This is a genomic window from Weissella sp. MSCH1, assembly GCF_045799135.1.
Classification (GTDB): Bacteria; Bacillota; Bacilli; order Lactobacillales; family Lactobacillaceae; genus Weissella.
Genome location: NZ_JBJMBA010000041.1, coordinates 1 through 14,756, shown reverse-complemented (window position 1 = coordinate 14,756; position 14,756 = coordinate 1). Strand labels below are relative to the sequence as shown.

Annotated in this window: 29 protein-coding genes and 1 other annotated feature; of the genes, 24 read left to right on the top strand and 5 right to left on the bottom strand. The window is 41.9% G+C overall.

Annotation, left to right across the window (positions count from 1 at the left end; all coding sequences use genetic code 11):
• The first annotated feature begins 51 nt into the window (after nt 1–51).
• Nucleotides 52–318, top strand: a binding site (T-box leader).
• Nucleotides 319–379: 61 nt separating this feature from the next.
• Together ACJ28U_RS06640 and msrA are read left to right on the top strand one after the other, a co-directional pair.
• The gene (locus tag ACJ28U_RS06640; protein WP_407618765.1) at nt 380–1,228 is read left to right on the top strand and encodes a MetQ/NlpA family ABC transporter substrate-binding protein; all 849 of its coding nucleotides are present in this window, start codon (nt 380–382) and stop codon (nt 1,226–1,228) included.
• Nucleotides 1,229–1,245: 17 nt separating this feature from the next.
• On the top strand, nt 1,246–1,779 hold the full coding sequence (msrA, locus tag ACJ28U_RS06635) for a peptide-methionine (S)-S-oxide reductase MsrA (protein WP_407618764.1): 534 nt from the start codon (nt 1,246–1,248) through the stop codon (nt 1,777–1,779).
• A gap of 163 nt (nt 1,780–1,942) precedes the next feature.
• Here the strand turns inward: msrA and ACJ28U_RS06630 are convergent, their stop codons facing one another.
• The 4 genes from ACJ28U_RS06630 to ACJ28U_RS06615 all read right to left on the bottom strand — a co-directional run bounded on the left by ACJ28U_RS06630 (nt 1,943) and on the right by ACJ28U_RS06615 (nt 4,494).
• Entirely contained in the window at nt 1,943–3,019 is a 1,077-nt protein-coding gene (locus tag ACJ28U_RS06630) for a site-specific integrase (RefSeq protein WP_407618763.1), read from the bottom strand.
• 124 nt (nt 3,020–3,143) lie between these two features.
• Nucleotides 3,144–3,683: a hypothetical protein gene (locus tag ACJ28U_RS06625; protein WP_407618762.1), complete on the bottom strand. Its 540-nt coding sequence runs from the start codon at nt 3,681–3,683 to the stop codon at nt 3,144–3,146.
• A 49-nt stretch (nt 3,684–3,732) separates the two neighbouring features.
• Nucleotides 3,733–4,116, bottom strand: coding sequence for a hypothetical protein (locus ACJ28U_RS06620; RefSeq protein ID WP_407618761.1), 384 nt, complete (start codon nt 4,114–4,116; stop codon nt 3,733–3,735).
• Nucleotides 4,117–4,494, bottom strand: a complete 378-nt coding sequence (locus tag ACJ28U_RS06615; protein ID WP_407618760.1) for a helix-turn-helix domain-containing protein — start codon at nt 4,492–4,494, stop codon at nt 4,117–4,119.
• A 163-nt stretch (nt 4,495–4,657) separates the two neighbouring features.
• Here ACJ28U_RS06615 and ACJ28U_RS06610 point away from each other — a divergent pair, with 163 nt between their 5' ends.
• The 21 genes from ACJ28U_RS06610 to ACJ28U_RS06510 all read left to right on the top strand — a co-directional run bounded on the left by ACJ28U_RS06610 (nt 4,658) and on the right by ACJ28U_RS06510 (nt 13,286).
• A complete protein-coding gene (locus tag ACJ28U_RS06610; RefSeq protein ID WP_164239499.1) occupies nt 4,658–4,852 on the top strand; it encodes a helix-turn-helix transcriptional regulator in 195 nt (64 codons plus the stop codon).
• Between the two features lie 33 nt (nt 4,853–4,885).
• Nucleotides 4,886–5,086, top strand: coding sequence for a hypothetical protein (locus tag ACJ28U_RS06605; protein WP_407618759.1), 201 nt, complete (start codon nt 4,886–4,888; stop codon nt 5,084–5,086).
• A gap of 8 nt (nt 5,087–5,094) precedes the next feature.
• Entirely contained in the window at nt 5,095–5,277 is a 183-nt protein-coding gene (locus tag ACJ28U_RS06600) for a hypothetical protein (RefSeq protein WP_407618758.1), read from the top strand.
• A gap of 309 nt (nt 5,278–5,586) precedes the next feature.
• Complete coding sequence (locus tag ACJ28U_RS06595; RefSeq protein ID WP_407618757.1) at nt 5,587–5,772, top strand: hypothetical protein; 186 nt, start codon at nt 5,587–5,589, stop codon at nt 5,770–5,772.
• Nucleotides 5,769–5,951: a hypothetical protein gene (locus ACJ28U_RS06590; RefSeq protein ID WP_407618756.1), complete on the top strand. Its 183-nt coding sequence runs from the start codon at nt 5,769–5,771 to the stop codon at nt 5,949–5,951. Before ACJ28U_RS06595 ends, ACJ28U_RS06590 begins: the two co-directional genes overlap by 4 nt.
• Before the next feature lie 4 nt (nt 5,952–5,955).
• Complete coding sequence (locus tag ACJ28U_RS06585; protein WP_407618755.1) at nt 5,956–6,261, top strand: hypothetical protein; 306 nt, start codon at nt 5,956–5,958, stop codon at nt 6,259–6,261.
• Between the two features lie 75 nt (nt 6,262–6,336).
• Nucleotides 6,337–6,528 carry a hypothetical protein gene (locus tag ACJ28U_RS06580; protein WP_407618754.1) on the top strand — a complete coding sequence of 64 codons (192 nt, stop codon included), beginning with the start codon at nt 6,337–6,339 and terminating at the stop codon, nt 6,526–6,528.
• A complete protein-coding gene (locus ACJ28U_RS06575; protein ID WP_407618753.1) occupies nt 6,528–6,689 on the top strand; it encodes a hypothetical protein in 162 nt (53 codons plus the stop codon). The genes ACJ28U_RS06580 and ACJ28U_RS06575 overlap by 1 nt, the downstream gene beginning before the upstream one ends.
• A 1-nt stretch (nt 6,690) precedes the next feature.
• A complete protein-coding gene (locus ACJ28U_RS06570) occupies nt 6,691–7,398 on the top strand; it encodes an AAA family ATPase (protein WP_407618752.1) in 708 nt (235 codons plus the stop codon).
• A 2-nt stretch (nt 7,399–7,400) separates the two neighbouring features.
• Nucleotides 7,401–7,985 (top strand): hypothetical protein, encoded by a 585-nt coding sequence (locus tag ACJ28U_RS06565; RefSeq protein WP_164239484.1) that lies wholly within the window; start codon nt 7,401–7,403, stop codon nt 7,983–7,985.
• Complete coding sequence (locus tag ACJ28U_RS06560; RefSeq protein ID WP_407618751.1) at nt 7,985–8,863, top strand: hypothetical protein; 879 nt, start codon at nt 7,985–7,987, stop codon at nt 8,861–8,863. Before ACJ28U_RS06565 ends, ACJ28U_RS06560 begins: the two co-directional genes overlap by 1 nt.
• 144 nt (nt 8,864–9,007) lie before the next feature.
• Nucleotides 9,008–10,285 (top strand): DUF5906 domain-containing protein, encoded by a 1,278-nt coding sequence (locus ACJ28U_RS06555; RefSeq protein WP_407618750.1) that lies wholly within the window; start codon nt 9,008–9,010, stop codon nt 10,283–10,285.
• 238 nt (nt 10,286–10,523) lie between these two features.
• Complete coding sequence (locus tag ACJ28U_RS06550) at nt 10,524–11,009, top strand: RusA family crossover junction endodeoxyribonuclease (protein ID WP_407618749.1); 486 nt, start codon at nt 10,524–10,526, stop codon at nt 11,007–11,009.
• Between the two features lie 2 nt (nt 11,010–11,011).
• On the top strand, nt 11,012–11,467 hold the full coding sequence (locus ACJ28U_RS06545) for a hypothetical protein (RefSeq protein ID WP_407618748.1): 456 nt from the start codon (nt 11,012–11,014) through the stop codon (nt 11,465–11,467).
• A gap of 59 nt (nt 11,468–11,526) precedes the next feature.
• The gene (locus ACJ28U_RS06540) at nt 11,527–11,796 is read left to right on the top strand and encodes a hypothetical protein (RefSeq protein WP_407618747.1); all 270 of its coding nucleotides are present in this window, start codon (nt 11,527–11,529) and stop codon (nt 11,794–11,796) included.
• Nucleotides 11,796–11,930, top strand: coding sequence for a hypothetical protein (locus ACJ28U_RS06535; RefSeq protein WP_407618746.1), 135 nt, complete (start codon nt 11,796–11,798; stop codon nt 11,928–11,930). The genes ACJ28U_RS06540 and ACJ28U_RS06535 overlap by 1 nt, the downstream gene beginning before the upstream one ends.
• Entirely contained in the window at nt 11,930–12,490 is a 561-nt protein-coding gene (locus tag ACJ28U_RS06530) for a hypothetical protein (RefSeq protein ID WP_407618745.1), read from the top strand. Before ACJ28U_RS06535 ends, ACJ28U_RS06530 begins: the two co-directional genes overlap by 1 nt.
• Nucleotides 12,490–12,756: a hypothetical protein gene (locus ACJ28U_RS06525; protein WP_407618744.1), complete on the top strand. Its 267-nt coding sequence runs from the start codon at nt 12,490–12,492 to the stop codon at nt 12,754–12,756. The genes ACJ28U_RS06530 and ACJ28U_RS06525 overlap by 1 nt, the downstream gene beginning before the upstream one ends.
• Before the next feature lie 40 nt (nt 12,757–12,796).
• The gene (locus ACJ28U_RS06520; RefSeq protein WP_407618743.1) at nt 12,797–12,973 is read left to right on the top strand and encodes a hypothetical protein; all 177 of its coding nucleotides are present in this window, start codon (nt 12,797–12,799) and stop codon (nt 12,971–12,973) included.
• Complete coding sequence (locus tag ACJ28U_RS06515; RefSeq protein ID WP_199402314.1) at nt 12,966–13,154, top strand: hypothetical protein; 189 nt, start codon at nt 12,966–12,968, stop codon at nt 13,152–13,154. Before ACJ28U_RS06520 ends, ACJ28U_RS06515 begins: the two co-directional genes overlap by 8 nt.
• A gap of 3 nt (nt 13,155–13,157) precedes the next feature.
• Complete coding sequence (locus ACJ28U_RS06510) at nt 13,158–13,286, top strand: hypothetical protein (RefSeq protein ID WP_258257889.1); 129 nt, start codon at nt 13,158–13,160, stop codon at nt 13,284–13,286.
• On the opposite strand, the gene ACJ28U_RS06505 is transcribed toward ACJ28U_RS06510, so the two are convergent.
• Nucleotides 13,283–13,951 (bottom strand): hypothetical protein, encoded by a 669-nt coding sequence (locus tag ACJ28U_RS06505; protein WP_216808640.1) that lies wholly within the window; start codon nt 13,949–13,951, stop codon nt 13,283–13,285. The two genes, ACJ28U_RS06510 and ACJ28U_RS06505, sit on opposite strands and share 4 nt — an antisense overlap.
• Before the next feature lie 137 nt (nt 13,952–14,088).
• On the opposite strand from ACJ28U_RS06505, the gene ACJ28U_RS06500 reads away from it, so the two are divergent.
• Complete coding sequence (locus ACJ28U_RS06500; protein ID WP_216808639.1) at nt 14,089–14,502, top strand: ArpU family phage packaging/lysis transcriptional regulator; 414 nt, start codon at nt 14,089–14,091, stop codon at nt 14,500–14,502.
• The last annotated feature ends 254 nt before the right edge of the window (nt 14,503–14,756 follow it).

The window sequence follows — 14,756 nt, the reverse complement described above, 5'->3', positions numbered from 1 at the left end:
ATGAGGATTGTCTAATATAATACTCATAGAAAAAACGAATAAATAGTTAGTAAAAACAATATGATCAGGAAAGTACGATTACTAGCAAAGTGCAGAGAGCTACGGGTGGTGAGACGTAGCGTGCGCTGGTACTCAGAAAATGGCCTGTGATTGGGTGTTGTGAATGGCAAGTTCATAAGCGACACACGGGTGGTTACCGTTAACAAACACGCGTATCGACATAGCATCATTTCGCTCCCTGTCCGCACGTTGTGAGGCTTTTCAGGTGACTGAACAAGCGAATTTAGAATGGTACCACGGGCTTAAACCGTTTCTATACTTCTCATATTGAGAATGTGTATAGAAACGGTTTTTTTATTTACAACTAGGGGTGGAGATTATGACAATTAATAAAAAGCAAGTATTAGTATCAACAGTGGCAGTGGCTGGTTTAGCAGCTGCAGTGGCTTTGTATGTAACAAATGATGGGGCAGTTTCCGCTGCGAACGAAAAGACTGTAACCGTTGGCTTGGTTGGAGATTCTGACCGTCAATTATGGGAATATGTCAAAAAAGATGCGCAGAAGAAGTATGGCATCGATGTGAAGTTGAAGTTGTTCACGGATTACGTTAAGCCAAATCAAGCATTAGTTGATGGTTCGATCGATTTGAATTCATTCCAAACGATTAATTATTTCGATGTGCAAAATAAGCATTTTAAGAATAAGTTATTGGGGATTGGTAAGACGTATGTGACACCAATTCGCATCTATTCTGATAATCACAAGTCTTTGAAGGATTTGCCGGAAAAAGCAACGATTATCGTACCGAATGACGCATCGAATGAAAAACGTGCGTTGGATGTCCTAGAGGCCGCGGGATTGATTAAATACAACCATGACGCCAAGTTGCCAACTGCTCAGGATGTAACGGAGAACAAGAAACACTTCCAAATTAAGGAAGTTTCTTCAGACCAAACTGCTGCCGCATTGAAGAGTGCTGATGCGGCAGTTGTTAATACCAATTACGCCCTCGATGCAAAGTTGGATATTGACAAGGCGTTGTTCGTGGAACCGGTTAATAAAGCTAACAAGGGTTACATTAACATCATTGCTGCACGTAAGGGTACGCAAAATAAAAAGGTATACAAGCAAGTGGTTAAAACCTATCAAACCGAGGCTACCAAGAAGCACATGAAGCAGCTATACGGCTCAGCAGAAATCCCTGCGTGGGATATCAAGTTAAAGTAATTTAGGGGGATAACAATATGGCAGAACAAACAGCAATTTTTGCAGGTGGATGTTTTTGGTGCATGGTCCAACCGTTTGAAACATTAACAGGTATTTCACTCGTTCGATCTGGCTACACAGGTGGTCATAAAGATAATCCAACCTATGAAGAAGTTAAGGCACACCAAACAGGTCACACCGAAGCCGTAAAAGTTTGGTTTGACGACGCTGCAATCTCATACGAAGATTTGGTCGCCTTATATTGGCAGACGGCAGATCCGACTGATGCGATGGGGCAGTTTGAAGATCGCGGTGACAATTACCGACCTGTGATTTTTGTTAATTCACCTGAGCAACGACAGATTGCTGAGGCGTCTAAAGTCGCTTTGCAAGAATCAGGCATTTTTGGGGATGATTTGATTGTAACAACGATTGAAGATGCCACAACTTTCTGGGAAGCTGAAGAATATCACCAGGAATTCTATAAGAAAAATGTTGAACGCTACAACGAAGAAAAGCAATCACGTGATGCTTACAAAGAGAAGTTCTGGGGTAGCGGGGTTTCTAAGTAACACCAAGGTTTTGCGCGTGTTTTGATGCTTTTTATGAAATTAAAATTTTACCGTTAAATCATGTTAAAAACCGTTGATTACCATAACTTTCGCACCTGTTTTGCACCTTAGAAAGAAAAAATCGCACCTTTTAAACTAGTAATAGTTTTTGGGTGCGATTTTTTTATTTTTCAAGAATTTTAAGTGTCAGACTATCTTGTATAACTGTGGTTTCTTTTAACATGTGCGCATAGACGGTTTGTGTCACGAGGGTATTTTTATGGCCAACACGTTTTGAAATATACATTAAATCAACTCCTTGAGACAATAGCCAAGAAACGTGTGTATGTCGTAATCCATGGACATTTATCATATGTGGCGCACCGATTTTTATGAGGGTATCACGTAATTTTTTAATGGCCCATTCGTTTGCGGGGGGAGTTGGGACAATAAATTCAGAACCCATGCCAACTTCTTTTCGGTATCTAGCTAAATAGTTGAACCACCGTTTTGGCATGGTGATAGTTCGAATTGATTCTTTTGTTTTTGGGACTGAGGCAGGATATGGCTTTTTACTTGATCGTTGAACATTGACAGTTAACGTTCCGTTTTGTGCATCTATGTCTTGGGCCCTTAATCCGGTTATTTCAGAAAATCTTAAACCACCTAGTAAGGCCGTTATGTACACAAAATGGCGGTCTGATGGTTTCTCACGTTCTATAAAATCTAAAAATAGTTCAATCTCGTTTAAATCTAGATGATTGTCGTCAGAATCTTTAGTGCTTTCAGAACCCTTGTTAACAATTGATACTGTGGGGTCGATACGCAATAAACCATCTGCAAAAGCCGTTCGGCTAGCCGCTGATATATGTTCTTTAAACGCTTTAACAGTTCCTTTTGTTCTGCCAATTGAATATTTATCTATAATTTGTTGTAAGGTTGACCTGTTTAATTCAGAGATGGTTAAGTCAGGGAAGTTTCTGCGTAACCAATTTTCATGAAGTGAGTAACTACGTAGGGTAGATGGTCGCACTTCTGATTTATAAAGCGTGTACCATTCGTGAAAATAGTTTACAAATATTTCTTTATTATTGTTGAACGCATTGAAGTTAGTGTTTTTTAGATTTTCAATCTCAGCTGCCCAGGCGTTTGCTTCAGTCTTGGTTTTAAATCCGGACTTTGTTTTCTTTTTATACTTGCCACCATCTTTGTAATTTACTTCTGCGCGCCATTTTCCGTCACGCTTATAAATACTTGCCATGTTTGAATGCACCTTTCTCAACTGGTACAATTAAACCTATGAAAAAAGGCTTAACTGCTAATTTCATTTCGACACACGCACACTTACTGTTTGGCGACGGAGAGTGTGCGTGTTTTTTATTTATTTATTCAGTGTCTGCTGACAAATCTGATGTGAAAGTTCCGGACATTGAAGAATCGTCATTTCCGTATTGCAAAACTTGGTACTTAACGTCGCTGTCTTGAATGTTGTTTCGATCGAAGTTAAACGTCATGTTGAAACCAATCTGACGGCCGTTGTAACGGTACTTTCCAATCATGTAGTAGACGTGTTTGTAAATTTTACCGGTTGCTTTGTCTTTACGCTTTCCTTGATATACAACATTTTCAATGTCAGAGTCGTTGACTTTTACTCCATCAAGACCACTCATCTTTTCAATGTTGCTTGCAGCAAGGGCGGAAAGGGTTGGCTTTGCCTGTTCAGCAGAAGTTGGAGTTGAATCTAACTTCTTTTGATTAGCAACGCTTGCATTTCCAGCCATAATGGTTCCAACCAACATAACAAGAATACCAGCTCCAAAAATCATCCACTTTGTTTTCTTTGCGGTTTTAGATTTTTTGTTAACCAATTTGTACAGTCCAACTGCAAATATAATCAGTCCAATAAATATCAATAATCCACCCATACATAATCTCCTTAAGCTTTTATCGACGTTCCTGTCTGGTCGTGTGTTTTTAAACAACGTATAAGTTGATGTCTGACATCTCACGTATTACTGATTGTTCTAGGTGCGCAGGTACTCCATATATCATCATGAAGTCAACATAGTTAAACTTTCCACTAAGGTTTAGGTGATGCTGCATTAGTCGGTGAATTGCTTCATCTTCAGCATCACGTTCGTTTGGGTTTCTCTCATCATTTCCATTGAACGATTGCAATCTATGATGGTGCTTTTCTTCAATATGAATAATTTCATGCGTCAAGTAATATGGCGTAACCGAATCAGGATCATACATTACTAATTTGCGTTCCCAACTTGTTAAAGCGGGTGTACCCATTGGGACAGGGGCGTAGTCGTAATCCAACTCATTAATCTCTCTAAATAAATCATTAATCATCTAGTCACGCTTTGGATATTTGGCTAGTACCGCTTTAATAATGGCCCAATCTTCATCAGAGATAGGTTGTCCATTGGCTGAAATCAAGCGGTTACGTTCATCATCAGAAACTTCATTTAAATCAACAACTTCTTTTTCTGGCTGCTTTTTAAATGGATTGTTGTTTCTGTCTTCTACTAAATCAGATTTTTCAATACCGAAATAATTCGCCATCATTTCGATTTTATCGATTCGTGGATATGTGCGAGCGTTTATCCAATCGTAAACTGTTGTGGTTTTAAATCCTAAGTCACGGATCATATCCGTTGGCATCTTTCCGTTCTTAGCCAAATAATACTGGATGTTTTCAGCCATGATATTTTTATTACCGAGTGCCATAATAATCCCCTTAATAATTTCTTAACTATTACTGTATACGTTGATTTTACGGTATTTTTCGGTTGTTGTACAGGGTAAAACCGTAAAATTCCGGTATTTTTCGGTTGTTTTTCGGTTTCTTTCGGTTTAAGATGATTACATCAACTAGCAAGGAGGAACGGAAATGGGAGTTCGAGTATCGCTTAAGGCGCTTCGAGTGAACAAGGAGATGACGCAAGCGGAAGCTGCTGAACTTGTTGGCGTAAGTGTTGATAAGTGGGCTTCATGGGAAGCAAAGAAAACATTCCCGGATGTGCGAGATGTGATGAACATTGAAAAAGCATTCGAGGTTCAATATCAAGACATTGTATTTTTGTAATTGTCATTTCGGTTTAACCGTAAAGGAGGGCGTATGGCAAAGCCGGTTCCGGAATATGACGTAAACGACAAGCTCCTGATTAAAGCTGATGAAGCGGCAGGATTGCTGTCAGTTTCTCGAACATATTTTGATGAAAAAATTCGTTTTGAAAAATCATTCAAAGCAATGAAAGTTGAGCGAATGAATGGTAGGTACAGTCGGAACCTGTTGAGAAAATGGGCCGATTGGGAATAGGAGAAAATATGGATCAAATAACATTGGCAGTATTTTTTGGACTAATGATTGTGGGCATGGCGCTGCTTGCTCTCTTTGGGGTAACTGCTTACTACTCATTTATTGTGTTGAAGTACGTCTGGTTCAAGCGATTAGGCCCTACGGTTTACTACCTGATTACAGGTGACGCCAAGGTGCTTCCAAGCAAGTAACTGTAATTCGGAAAGTCGGTCACCACAAACTGCACATCACGAACTACTACTGCGCTAAGAATATTTCCTGCGTGGTGTGCGGGTTTGTGGTGGCTGACAGAAAGGAGAACTAATGACGCTACAACAAGCTGACCAAATAATTCGACTTGTAAATCGCTTCGTACCTGAAGCGACGGCCTACATGGTCAACCCGTTTCAATATGGTGAGCCAAAACATGATGACGGATATGCCGTTGAGTTCGGAGTGTTAAACACTACAATCACTAACTTTCAATTGGCTATCTATTACTACGGAAGGTTGGTGAGTGTATGACACAACAACAATTTCTAACTCTCATGAAGCTGTTTGATGATGCCGGAATTGAGTTGAAGTTTGAAGTTGATTTGTTTGGTGATTATACCGTTCTACTTCCAAATGAAGATGGAACAGAATTCACACCAACGAACGACTTTCGAACTGCACAATTTTGGATTACACGGAGGATGCCTAGATGAAAGTTGCTGAGTTCGTAAATCTACAACAAGTGTTGTCTTACAACGGTATTCATGATGTTGAAGCCCGTGAACTTCCAACTGGTGGTGTTCAACTTGGCATTCATGTTAAAAGGCATATCGAATGGGTATCAACACGAGATGAAGTGTTCGACATTCTAGATGCAATTGAAGGGGGGTGAATAAATGGATTTCTCAGCAGGTTCAACGGGTGTGGGTGACATTCACACGCCAACGGCTAATCAACCGCTCAATGCATCAGTTGTGATTGAACGAGTTGGTAGTCGAAACAAGCAAATCAGCCAAGCGGAACGTCATGAAGTTTTGAAGGAACGTTTCTTATTGAAACACAGTAAGACGCCACAATTTTCATTCGGACAGATGCGACACTTGCTGCACGTTGACGACGAAACAATTCTTCAACTCGAACGTGAGACTGGTCAAAAGCTACGGCGACCAAAGCCAAAACGGCATAAAAAAAGCATCCGATAGTTGGAGCTACCGAATGCACTGGGTATTTCAATTTCAGCGTTGAATACCCGTTCAGATTAACACAAGGAGAATGGTATGGCAATTTTTACTAACCGTGATTACGAACCAGATGACGATCCAGCGCCTTGGGGTGTTGATTGGCAAGGTGACGAAATCGAAGTTGGAGAAGAAGATGTTGTACTCATCAATGGTGAATACGTTCGTCTTGATGATGCAGCAGATTGGCTAGTTGCCAATTCAACTCCTGTAAATACGGAGGAAATGTAATGGCACAAGCAAATATTGACCGTCATGCCGATAACGTGCGACGAGCTCTAGGCGACCTATACTGGCAACAATTTGCCCGTGAAGACAAGACGGTCATCAAATTAGCCTTGCAAGACGTCAAGTCTGATATTGATAAGGCGTTAGAAGAATTGGGGGAATAGCATGCAATTCTACAAGAAGGGCCAGATTCCTAATTTCGGGAATATGTATTTCATTTACGGCGGTAAGGGAACTGGTAAGACGAGCCTGTCAAAGCAATTGCCTGGTAACAAGTTGTTGCTGAGTTTCGACGGTTCAACTAATGCAATTTCTGACACAGATGATATTCAAGTAATTTCATTTGGTCAGTCAGATGCGAAAGACGCACAGAAGCTGACGACGTATTGGTTGGATCGTCTGCTGTATGTGACAGAAGAAGATGGAAAGCGTCATTTGAGCGACGAGTTCGACGCAGTCATCTTGGACAACGTCACAGCATTGCAGAATTGGGTCATCAACAATATCGAAAACGCCAGCAAAGATGGTCGTCAAAATTGGAACACAGTTCAAATGTGGTTCCGTGACCTGGCAATGTGGTTGCGTGATACCAAACTACCTGTACTGGCAACGGCTCACGAACTAACAACAGACTTGAAGGACGCAATTGGCGCACCACTGTTCAAGCCGGATATGAACGATAAAACATTCAATGCGTTTGCAGCGCCATTCGACGTTGTTGGTCACATTTCGATTAAGAACAACGAACGCATTATTGACCTTGACCCTGAAAAGGGAAATCAGGGAGCAAACCGCCTGGACGACCGAAAGGAAGTTAAGGCATCAGAACTAATCATTAGCGAAAACGAAGAAGAAAAGAACGAGGATAACTAATCATGGCATTTACTTTCAACTCACAAGATATTCAAGCAGCAACTAAGAACTTGGCATTTGCAGGAGACTACTTGGTAAAGGTTCAATCTGCTGAATACCAAGGCAAGGAAGATAACCAACAACGCAAGACTTATGGAGCCGACAAGTTCCAAGTGGTGTTCGAGGTTATGGATGGTTCAGAGAAGGGCGCAACTATTCGTCACTTCTTCATGGACGATTCATCAATCACGGCTTACACGCCATTCCGTTACCGTGAGATTAACGCATTGCTTGCTGGTATTGGTGGTATTAACGAAAACACGATCATCAACCTTGAAAATGTTGCTGACTTCCTGCCAGAAAAGATTTTGTCAGTGCGAGTGACTGAGTTTGATAAGTTCACAACCAACAAGGGACGTGTCGCATGGTCACCAGTTGCTTCAGCATTTGGCGCACCTATTAAGGAGTCCGTTCCTGATAAGTCAAACCCACGACCAAGTGAAAATGCTGCCGACGCGTCAATCAATAACTTTGGGGCTGGTGCCACACCAACGAACGCTGCATCACCATTCGACGTGCCAGCCGGACAAGATGATCCGTTTAAGTAATGGCATACGCGTTTAAAGTGTCAGGTCAATTCGGCGATTATGACGTCGTTGATGACCTAGACGTTATCGAGTATGTGGAAAGCTTGCCACAGGTGCATGCACCGATTGCTGATATTGATGATTTCAAGGAACGACAGGCGCAATACTTCACACCTTCTAACTTGAAGGCGGGGTTAACGCGTAGTCGCGACAACATTATTGATATTCAGGGTATCGTGTTTGACCTTGACCAGGTGCCAAGTCTTGATGAATTACAGCACGAGTTCTACTCACTGATGACCAAGACGAAACTTGAACTCTATATGTGGCTGACACCATCAGCAATTGCTTCAGGCAATCATTCAAACGGCTCACGGCTATTTATTCCGTTAGCTGAACCGATTAACCCACGATTGCTGGGACAGGCCGTAGACGAACTGTTAATCGCTTTCGCAAAGGCAGACTTTAATCTGCTCAACTACGGGGTTGATATAACGACATCTAAGACGGTTTCACGCCTTATGGGTCTACCACTTCAAAAGACAGGAACAATCGTGCCATGGGACTTGCCAGAACGGTTCAGGTACAAAGTGAAGGCTGAGTATCACGATTCCGGGTTCGTTGCGCTTGGTGGCGGTGGCATGGAGGAGTTCAATGCACCGACAGTTGAGAATTTGACTAGTTTCATCTCCGGGTATGTTGAGAAGCACGGCATCACATTCCACCCAGGCGAGCGAGATAACAATTTAACTCGTTTGATTGGTGGTGTTGCCAAGGCTTTCTCAGGTGTAGCAGATGATGATCTAATCGAAGCGTTAAACAATGTTGGCATTGCACAGCAACTCGACAACCCGGTAAGAGATGTAACTAATAAAACACGACGGCTGCTGAAAGGATAGGAAATGGAAAATGAATTACAACTAAGGTCAGTTCAAACGTTTGAGCAGGCCAAAATTCCACACTCCCTAGACGACGTAAGCCGTGGATGGGGAACGACAGATTTCGTAGACCGGTTAGACTGGCTTTCGTTTTCAGTCAAAAACATGAGTAAAGACCAATCGCACGGTGACATCAAGTACACCATCAACTCAGTAACAGCATTTGCACGCTGGCTGATTGGCTTTGATGATTACGCAGTCAAGAATGACTTTGGGTACAAGTGGAATGGTTCGTACTGGGAACGGATGCCAGTTAAGCAGGTATACAACATGATTGATGTTTCAATCGTGGCAATTACCGACATGCTGCGTATCAGTTCTAACAAGAAGCGTGAACTACAACGTGACGTGAAGCCGTATCTGATTGAACAGTCGCGAAACTTCGACGACACAATCAAAGGTCGGTATATCGCTTTTAAGAATTGGACGTTGGACGTTAAAGAAAACAATTTCATCACGCCTGACAAGAACATGAACGTCATTGACGGGTTTGATTTCGAACCGAAGCCAAACTTAATCCCTGACACGTGGGTTGCATACGCACAATACATGTTCGGTGATAACGCAGCGTTCCTGTGGGCGTGGCTTGGATATTCGTTCCAGGCAAACATGACTTGGAAGCAAGGTGCATTGTTTCTACTTGATCCAATCGGTGGAACGGGTAAGACGCACTTTGTCACTAAGGTAACTCAGGCAATGTTTGGTGCAAACCGAGTTGGAGCCTTCAAATTGAAGAACTTACAAGGACAAGGCGCCCGTTTCGAGACAGCCCGTTTCGTTGGTAAGTCACTAATGGTTGATGATGATGCAACGAAGGTTCGTTTCAAGGAAGATGATGTGTTCAAGGCCGTGACCGGTGGTGGACTATCACCTATCGAACGAAAGGGAATTGACGGTAGCGAGTATCGTATCACCGCAAAGATGATTATCAACGTGAACGGGATGCCGGTATTCAACAATGCTGGAGCCATCACACGACGATTGCACATCATCAAGACGGTTGCACCGGTTGCCACTGCAAAGGAGATTGAAGAACGAAACAAGTTGTTCCCAGAAGAACAGTTGAACGCTGAAATCCCAATGCTGGCTACCTACGCAATCGAGATGTACCAGAAGGCAGTGGAAGATGATTGGGAGATTATCGGAAACATTGCTGACGACATTGTGGCGGTTGACCCATTCCTTGCTTGGTATCAAACAGTAAAACCAGGTGAGTATAAGTCAGGCGATCTATACGACAATTACGTCGAGTATTACGAGAGTTTGGAATTCAGCGGTAAAGACGACGCACCAATGAGCAAACAAGCTTTCGGTCGCAAGATGGCAAATTGGGCAGATAAAGTTGAGCGTCGTGATGGAAAGTATTACAAAGTCACAGCGTGACCGATTGTGACTGATTGGTTACTGATATTGTTACCGATAAAACGTTGATATATAGGCGTTGTTACTATTGTTACTATTTTTTATTACTTTTCTTCTTAAAAGCTAAAAAGTAGTAATAAATAACAAATATATAGAAAAAGGGTGCATATCGGTAACAAGTCACCAAATAGCGGTATGACAACGTTTAATCAGTAACCAAAACGGTAACAATATCGGTAACAACGGTAACGGAGAACAAATGAACGAATTATTTAACAGTTTGGCTAAGTTCTTGAAGCGTGAGTTTGGTCAGTTGAACGATAAGTTGGACAGTTTGAAAGGCAACAGCGACCAAGTTGGTAGTGTGAAAATCTTTGACGCGTTGATTGAGTTGGACAATGAGTTCGCATCTGGAAACATGATGGGACAAAACGGGCAACGCAAGTTCCGACCAAAGGGTTATCACGATTATCAAGATGAAGTCGTTGCAGCACTGGATGACATCAACGACAAGGTGAAACTGAGCATTGATCCAGACGACGCGTTGGCAGTGAGTTTGGTTTTCTATCAAACACGAATTAAGCAAACCACACGGTCAACCAAGGATTTAGACAACATGGAAAAGCCGACGTTAGATGCAATGCAGAAAGCACTAGGTTTTGATGACGCACAAATTGTTGATAAACGTAGTCGCAAGATGATGCATTTCACGCGTGCTTTGCGAATTGAAATTTGGAGGATGTAAATATGGTTGAAAAGTACAAGGTAACGCGGCAATTCATGAATGCGCTGATTGAGTGGCGCGATGAACGCAGTTTGGACGTAGCAAGCAATCCTGATGGTTCGTATGTCGACGGAATTGACATGCGGTACTTTACTAACGCCGTTGATACTTGGTGGTTAGGGCCTACTGATATGGTGGGTCACAACAAGCGCTTGATTGCAATTATCCAATGGCTAAATGGCGAAGATGTGTTTGAAATTGAGAAGCCGCACAACTTCTTAGTGCGAAGTATTGAACCGAATAATAATGGTGAACTACTTATTTTAGAGCTGGTGACTGAACACGGATTAGTTGTTCCACACTACGGGAATACGGCCAAAGCAACCGCATTTACAAGTCGTTCAAATGCTGAAGAGTGGTTAGTGAATGGATACGAAGTAGTTGAGTTTGACGGCGACAGCAAAGAAGTAACCGAGTAACGTCATAGATGAGATGAGCCATCAATGGCGGGTATGGGTGGGCATTAAGGAGTTTAAACATGTTTGTAGTGAAGATTAAGTCGTCAACGGGGCTGGTAAGTCAGCGACGTTACTTGGATAAGAAGATGGCTTTGGGTGTCATGTTCGGTCTCAGGTCCGCCAATCAGCAAGCGTGGTTGGAGTACGAACCAACCGACGAAGAAATTCGAGAAGCACATGATCGTGCATTGTTGGCTGATTTTGTTAGGTGGAGTTCTGAAAAGGAATTATCACAATATGTCGCGGAAAGAGATTCCGTAATTGATGGGTTTATGAAGGAGCGTTACTAATGCGAGTTACTGGGAAGATGATGAATGAGTACGCGCAAGGGCGAGGTTACACTGACTGGTACGAGTTCCGTGAAGATGTTGGATACAAGGAAGCACAAGAAGCATTGAAGCAAATCACAATGGAGGCTGAATAATGTTTATGAAGATTATTGATGTACCGGAGAATGCAGATTACATTACAGCGCATGAACAAATCAATGCTGGCGGGTCATTTTTACTACAAAAATACAATGTGGTTGACCTGCCTGATGCACCGACTGTTGCAAAAAACGCAACTGTTGAAAAGCGTGTGATTGAGTTGCCGGCTGATGTGATTGAAGGTATCCAGAATGCTAAAACCTATTGGGAAAACGTTGCAGGCTTTGTGCTGAATGCTCCGTCTATTGTATTTACGGAAATTCGCAAATCGATTGGTGAACCACATGCTAGTTATGATAAAGTCGCTGACATTCTTGGTAGTTGGTATTTCGGAAACATTGAGTTCGTTGAGAAGAAGGAACCGAAATTTTATGTGCGAGTTGATGTTGATGGTGAGGAACAATCAGTTGCAATGTGGCAAAATTCAGACGGTGAAAGTGGAATTGCATTTGACGTGTTCATGCGTAACGAACCTGCTTACACAGAAACTGATGCTGACAATTTGGTTGCTGGCTTAACTGCATTGAATGCGCGAAAGGTGAAGGTGGAAGAATAATGGCAGAACAAAAACAAGCAGATTTTAAGATGGAAATCGGAGTTAATTTTGATGGTACAGCGCAAGCTAGGTTTAGCTTTAATGGCAATTCTGTAACTAGCAATTATAAGTTAACTGATAACGGCATCATTAAAGGACTGGAAAAATCATACGTACTAGAAGATGCATTAGAGGAATTGTCTAATTATGGTTACGAGAACACGGCTGGTGCAATTGAAGAAGTTATTAGCGCTATGAACAGCATTCTGTTTGAAATCGGAGAGTGAGGAAGAATAATGGCAATTGCAGGGGTTGAACCAGCTGGACATGAGGTCTTTGATTGAACACGCACCGGCTTATGTACCCCATGGCTTTGCTTTATACCCAGAAGAACAGGTGCGCGAGATTTTGATTAAGTTTTCGAATGAATACATTTTGTTCATAGACGATGATACAGTTGAAGAAATCGTTGGTGAATTTATGGAAAGTGAGGATCATGCGTAAGTATTACTATTTCCGAGATAAGCAAGGCTACTTCAAACTCGCATATACGCCAGAAGGCAAGCGAGTGATTGTGCGGACGTGGAACAAGCGCCAGGCATATCGAACAAGTAGCAAGTGGCTCATCAAGCATATGGTCAGTAAATGGCTAGTAGGGTACTACTATTGGGTAGAGGAAGGGTAAACAATGGAAGAAGTTAATTATCAAAGCAAATACGAAGAGATGAGACTGTTGAACATAGAATTAACAAAAGCATTATCTGCAACAAATTCAGTTTTGGATACCTACCTAAAGCTACTAAAAAAAGAGGACTAATTGCCCTCTTCGATGAATTTTCGGGCAAGCTCAGAGTGAAGTTGCCCAGCGATAATGAATTGTGTTGCTTGTAAGAATTCTTTGAATTCATTAAGCCCTTTGTCAGGATGTTTTGGGATAGTATGAGTTTGATCATTACCCAACCATGCCGAGGCCGTAAATAAGTGATGTAAGGGGTCATCAGCAGACTTAAAATAAGTTTTGATGATTGCCCCCATCATCAATGAGTCAATATTTTCTGATTTGTCAGGCCATTTTAACTTTGCATAATCTTTAATGAGAGTCTCTAATGAAAAGCGATAGGACATACCTGCACTACGCATGTGACCGTCCGATTCAACTTCGCGAGCTTCAGTATATGCAGCATAAAATTCTGGAAATTTTTCTTTCAGTATGTCGGGTACGTTATCTATTAAAGGTGCGTAATTATAATTCACCCTTTTAGTAGCGTAAGTAGAATATACTTCAAATTCTTGCACCATGAATTTGGCGCAAACAAGAGAAGTACACTGTAACGTGACAGCAATTTTGCTATACGGATTGGGCTCTGTTACATTGATGACTTCGGGTGACATAGTTAGTCCGCAATGTATGCATTTATCTAACAAATCATAACTACGTGTGTTTGCATGACCTGTACTTGGGCCTAATAATCTTGTTGACATACATCTAATCCTCTCATAGTTATTACAGTTTAACTATATCAGTTTTTTGGGAAACAAAAAGCACCAGACCGAAGTCCAGCGCCATGTAAAAGAATTTAAGGTAAGTTCATTTTAACATGGTTCGGAGGACGTAAGGAATGGCACTTTTACCAGCAGTTAATGAGAAGGCAACAAGAGAAGCGGTTCGAGAGTTTTTTGATAGCGAGTGGCCACGTATCGTGAACATGGCTGATATGGGATATGTTGATTTGAAGTCAGTTGAAATTTCAGACATGCCAAGTGCGCGATCGTTTGGTAATGCTAACGATGAACTATTTACCAATCACGCTAACGCTGTGTACTACTACGATGCCGTTGTCCATGCCATCAAGGTTATGACACAGCCACACAGGCACTTCATGTGGTTACGATACGTCCGATACTTAGAATGGTTACAAGTAGAAGCACTGACTGGTTACAGCACCAGACGTGGTCAAGAGATTATCGACGAAGCGTTTCTGTTGTTCGCTGATAATTTTTCTGACGTTGATGATTTACGAGTTAAAGAATAATTTGGAAAGCGCGTATATGGTTCATAACTGCCGCATGCAAGGTGCGGGTAGTCCAGGTTATTATGATAGAGTAGAAAAGTTGGAATAAAGCATGTGTGGCGGAATAGGTCATCTGTCAGGTGCAAATCCTGACCACATGCATCACATAGCACAAAATAAATTAAAGGATAATCTTCCTTGTATTTGTTTTAAACGACACTGCCAGTTGCTATGTCTGGCGTACATACTCAAAACTATTAAGGATAAACTTTGAT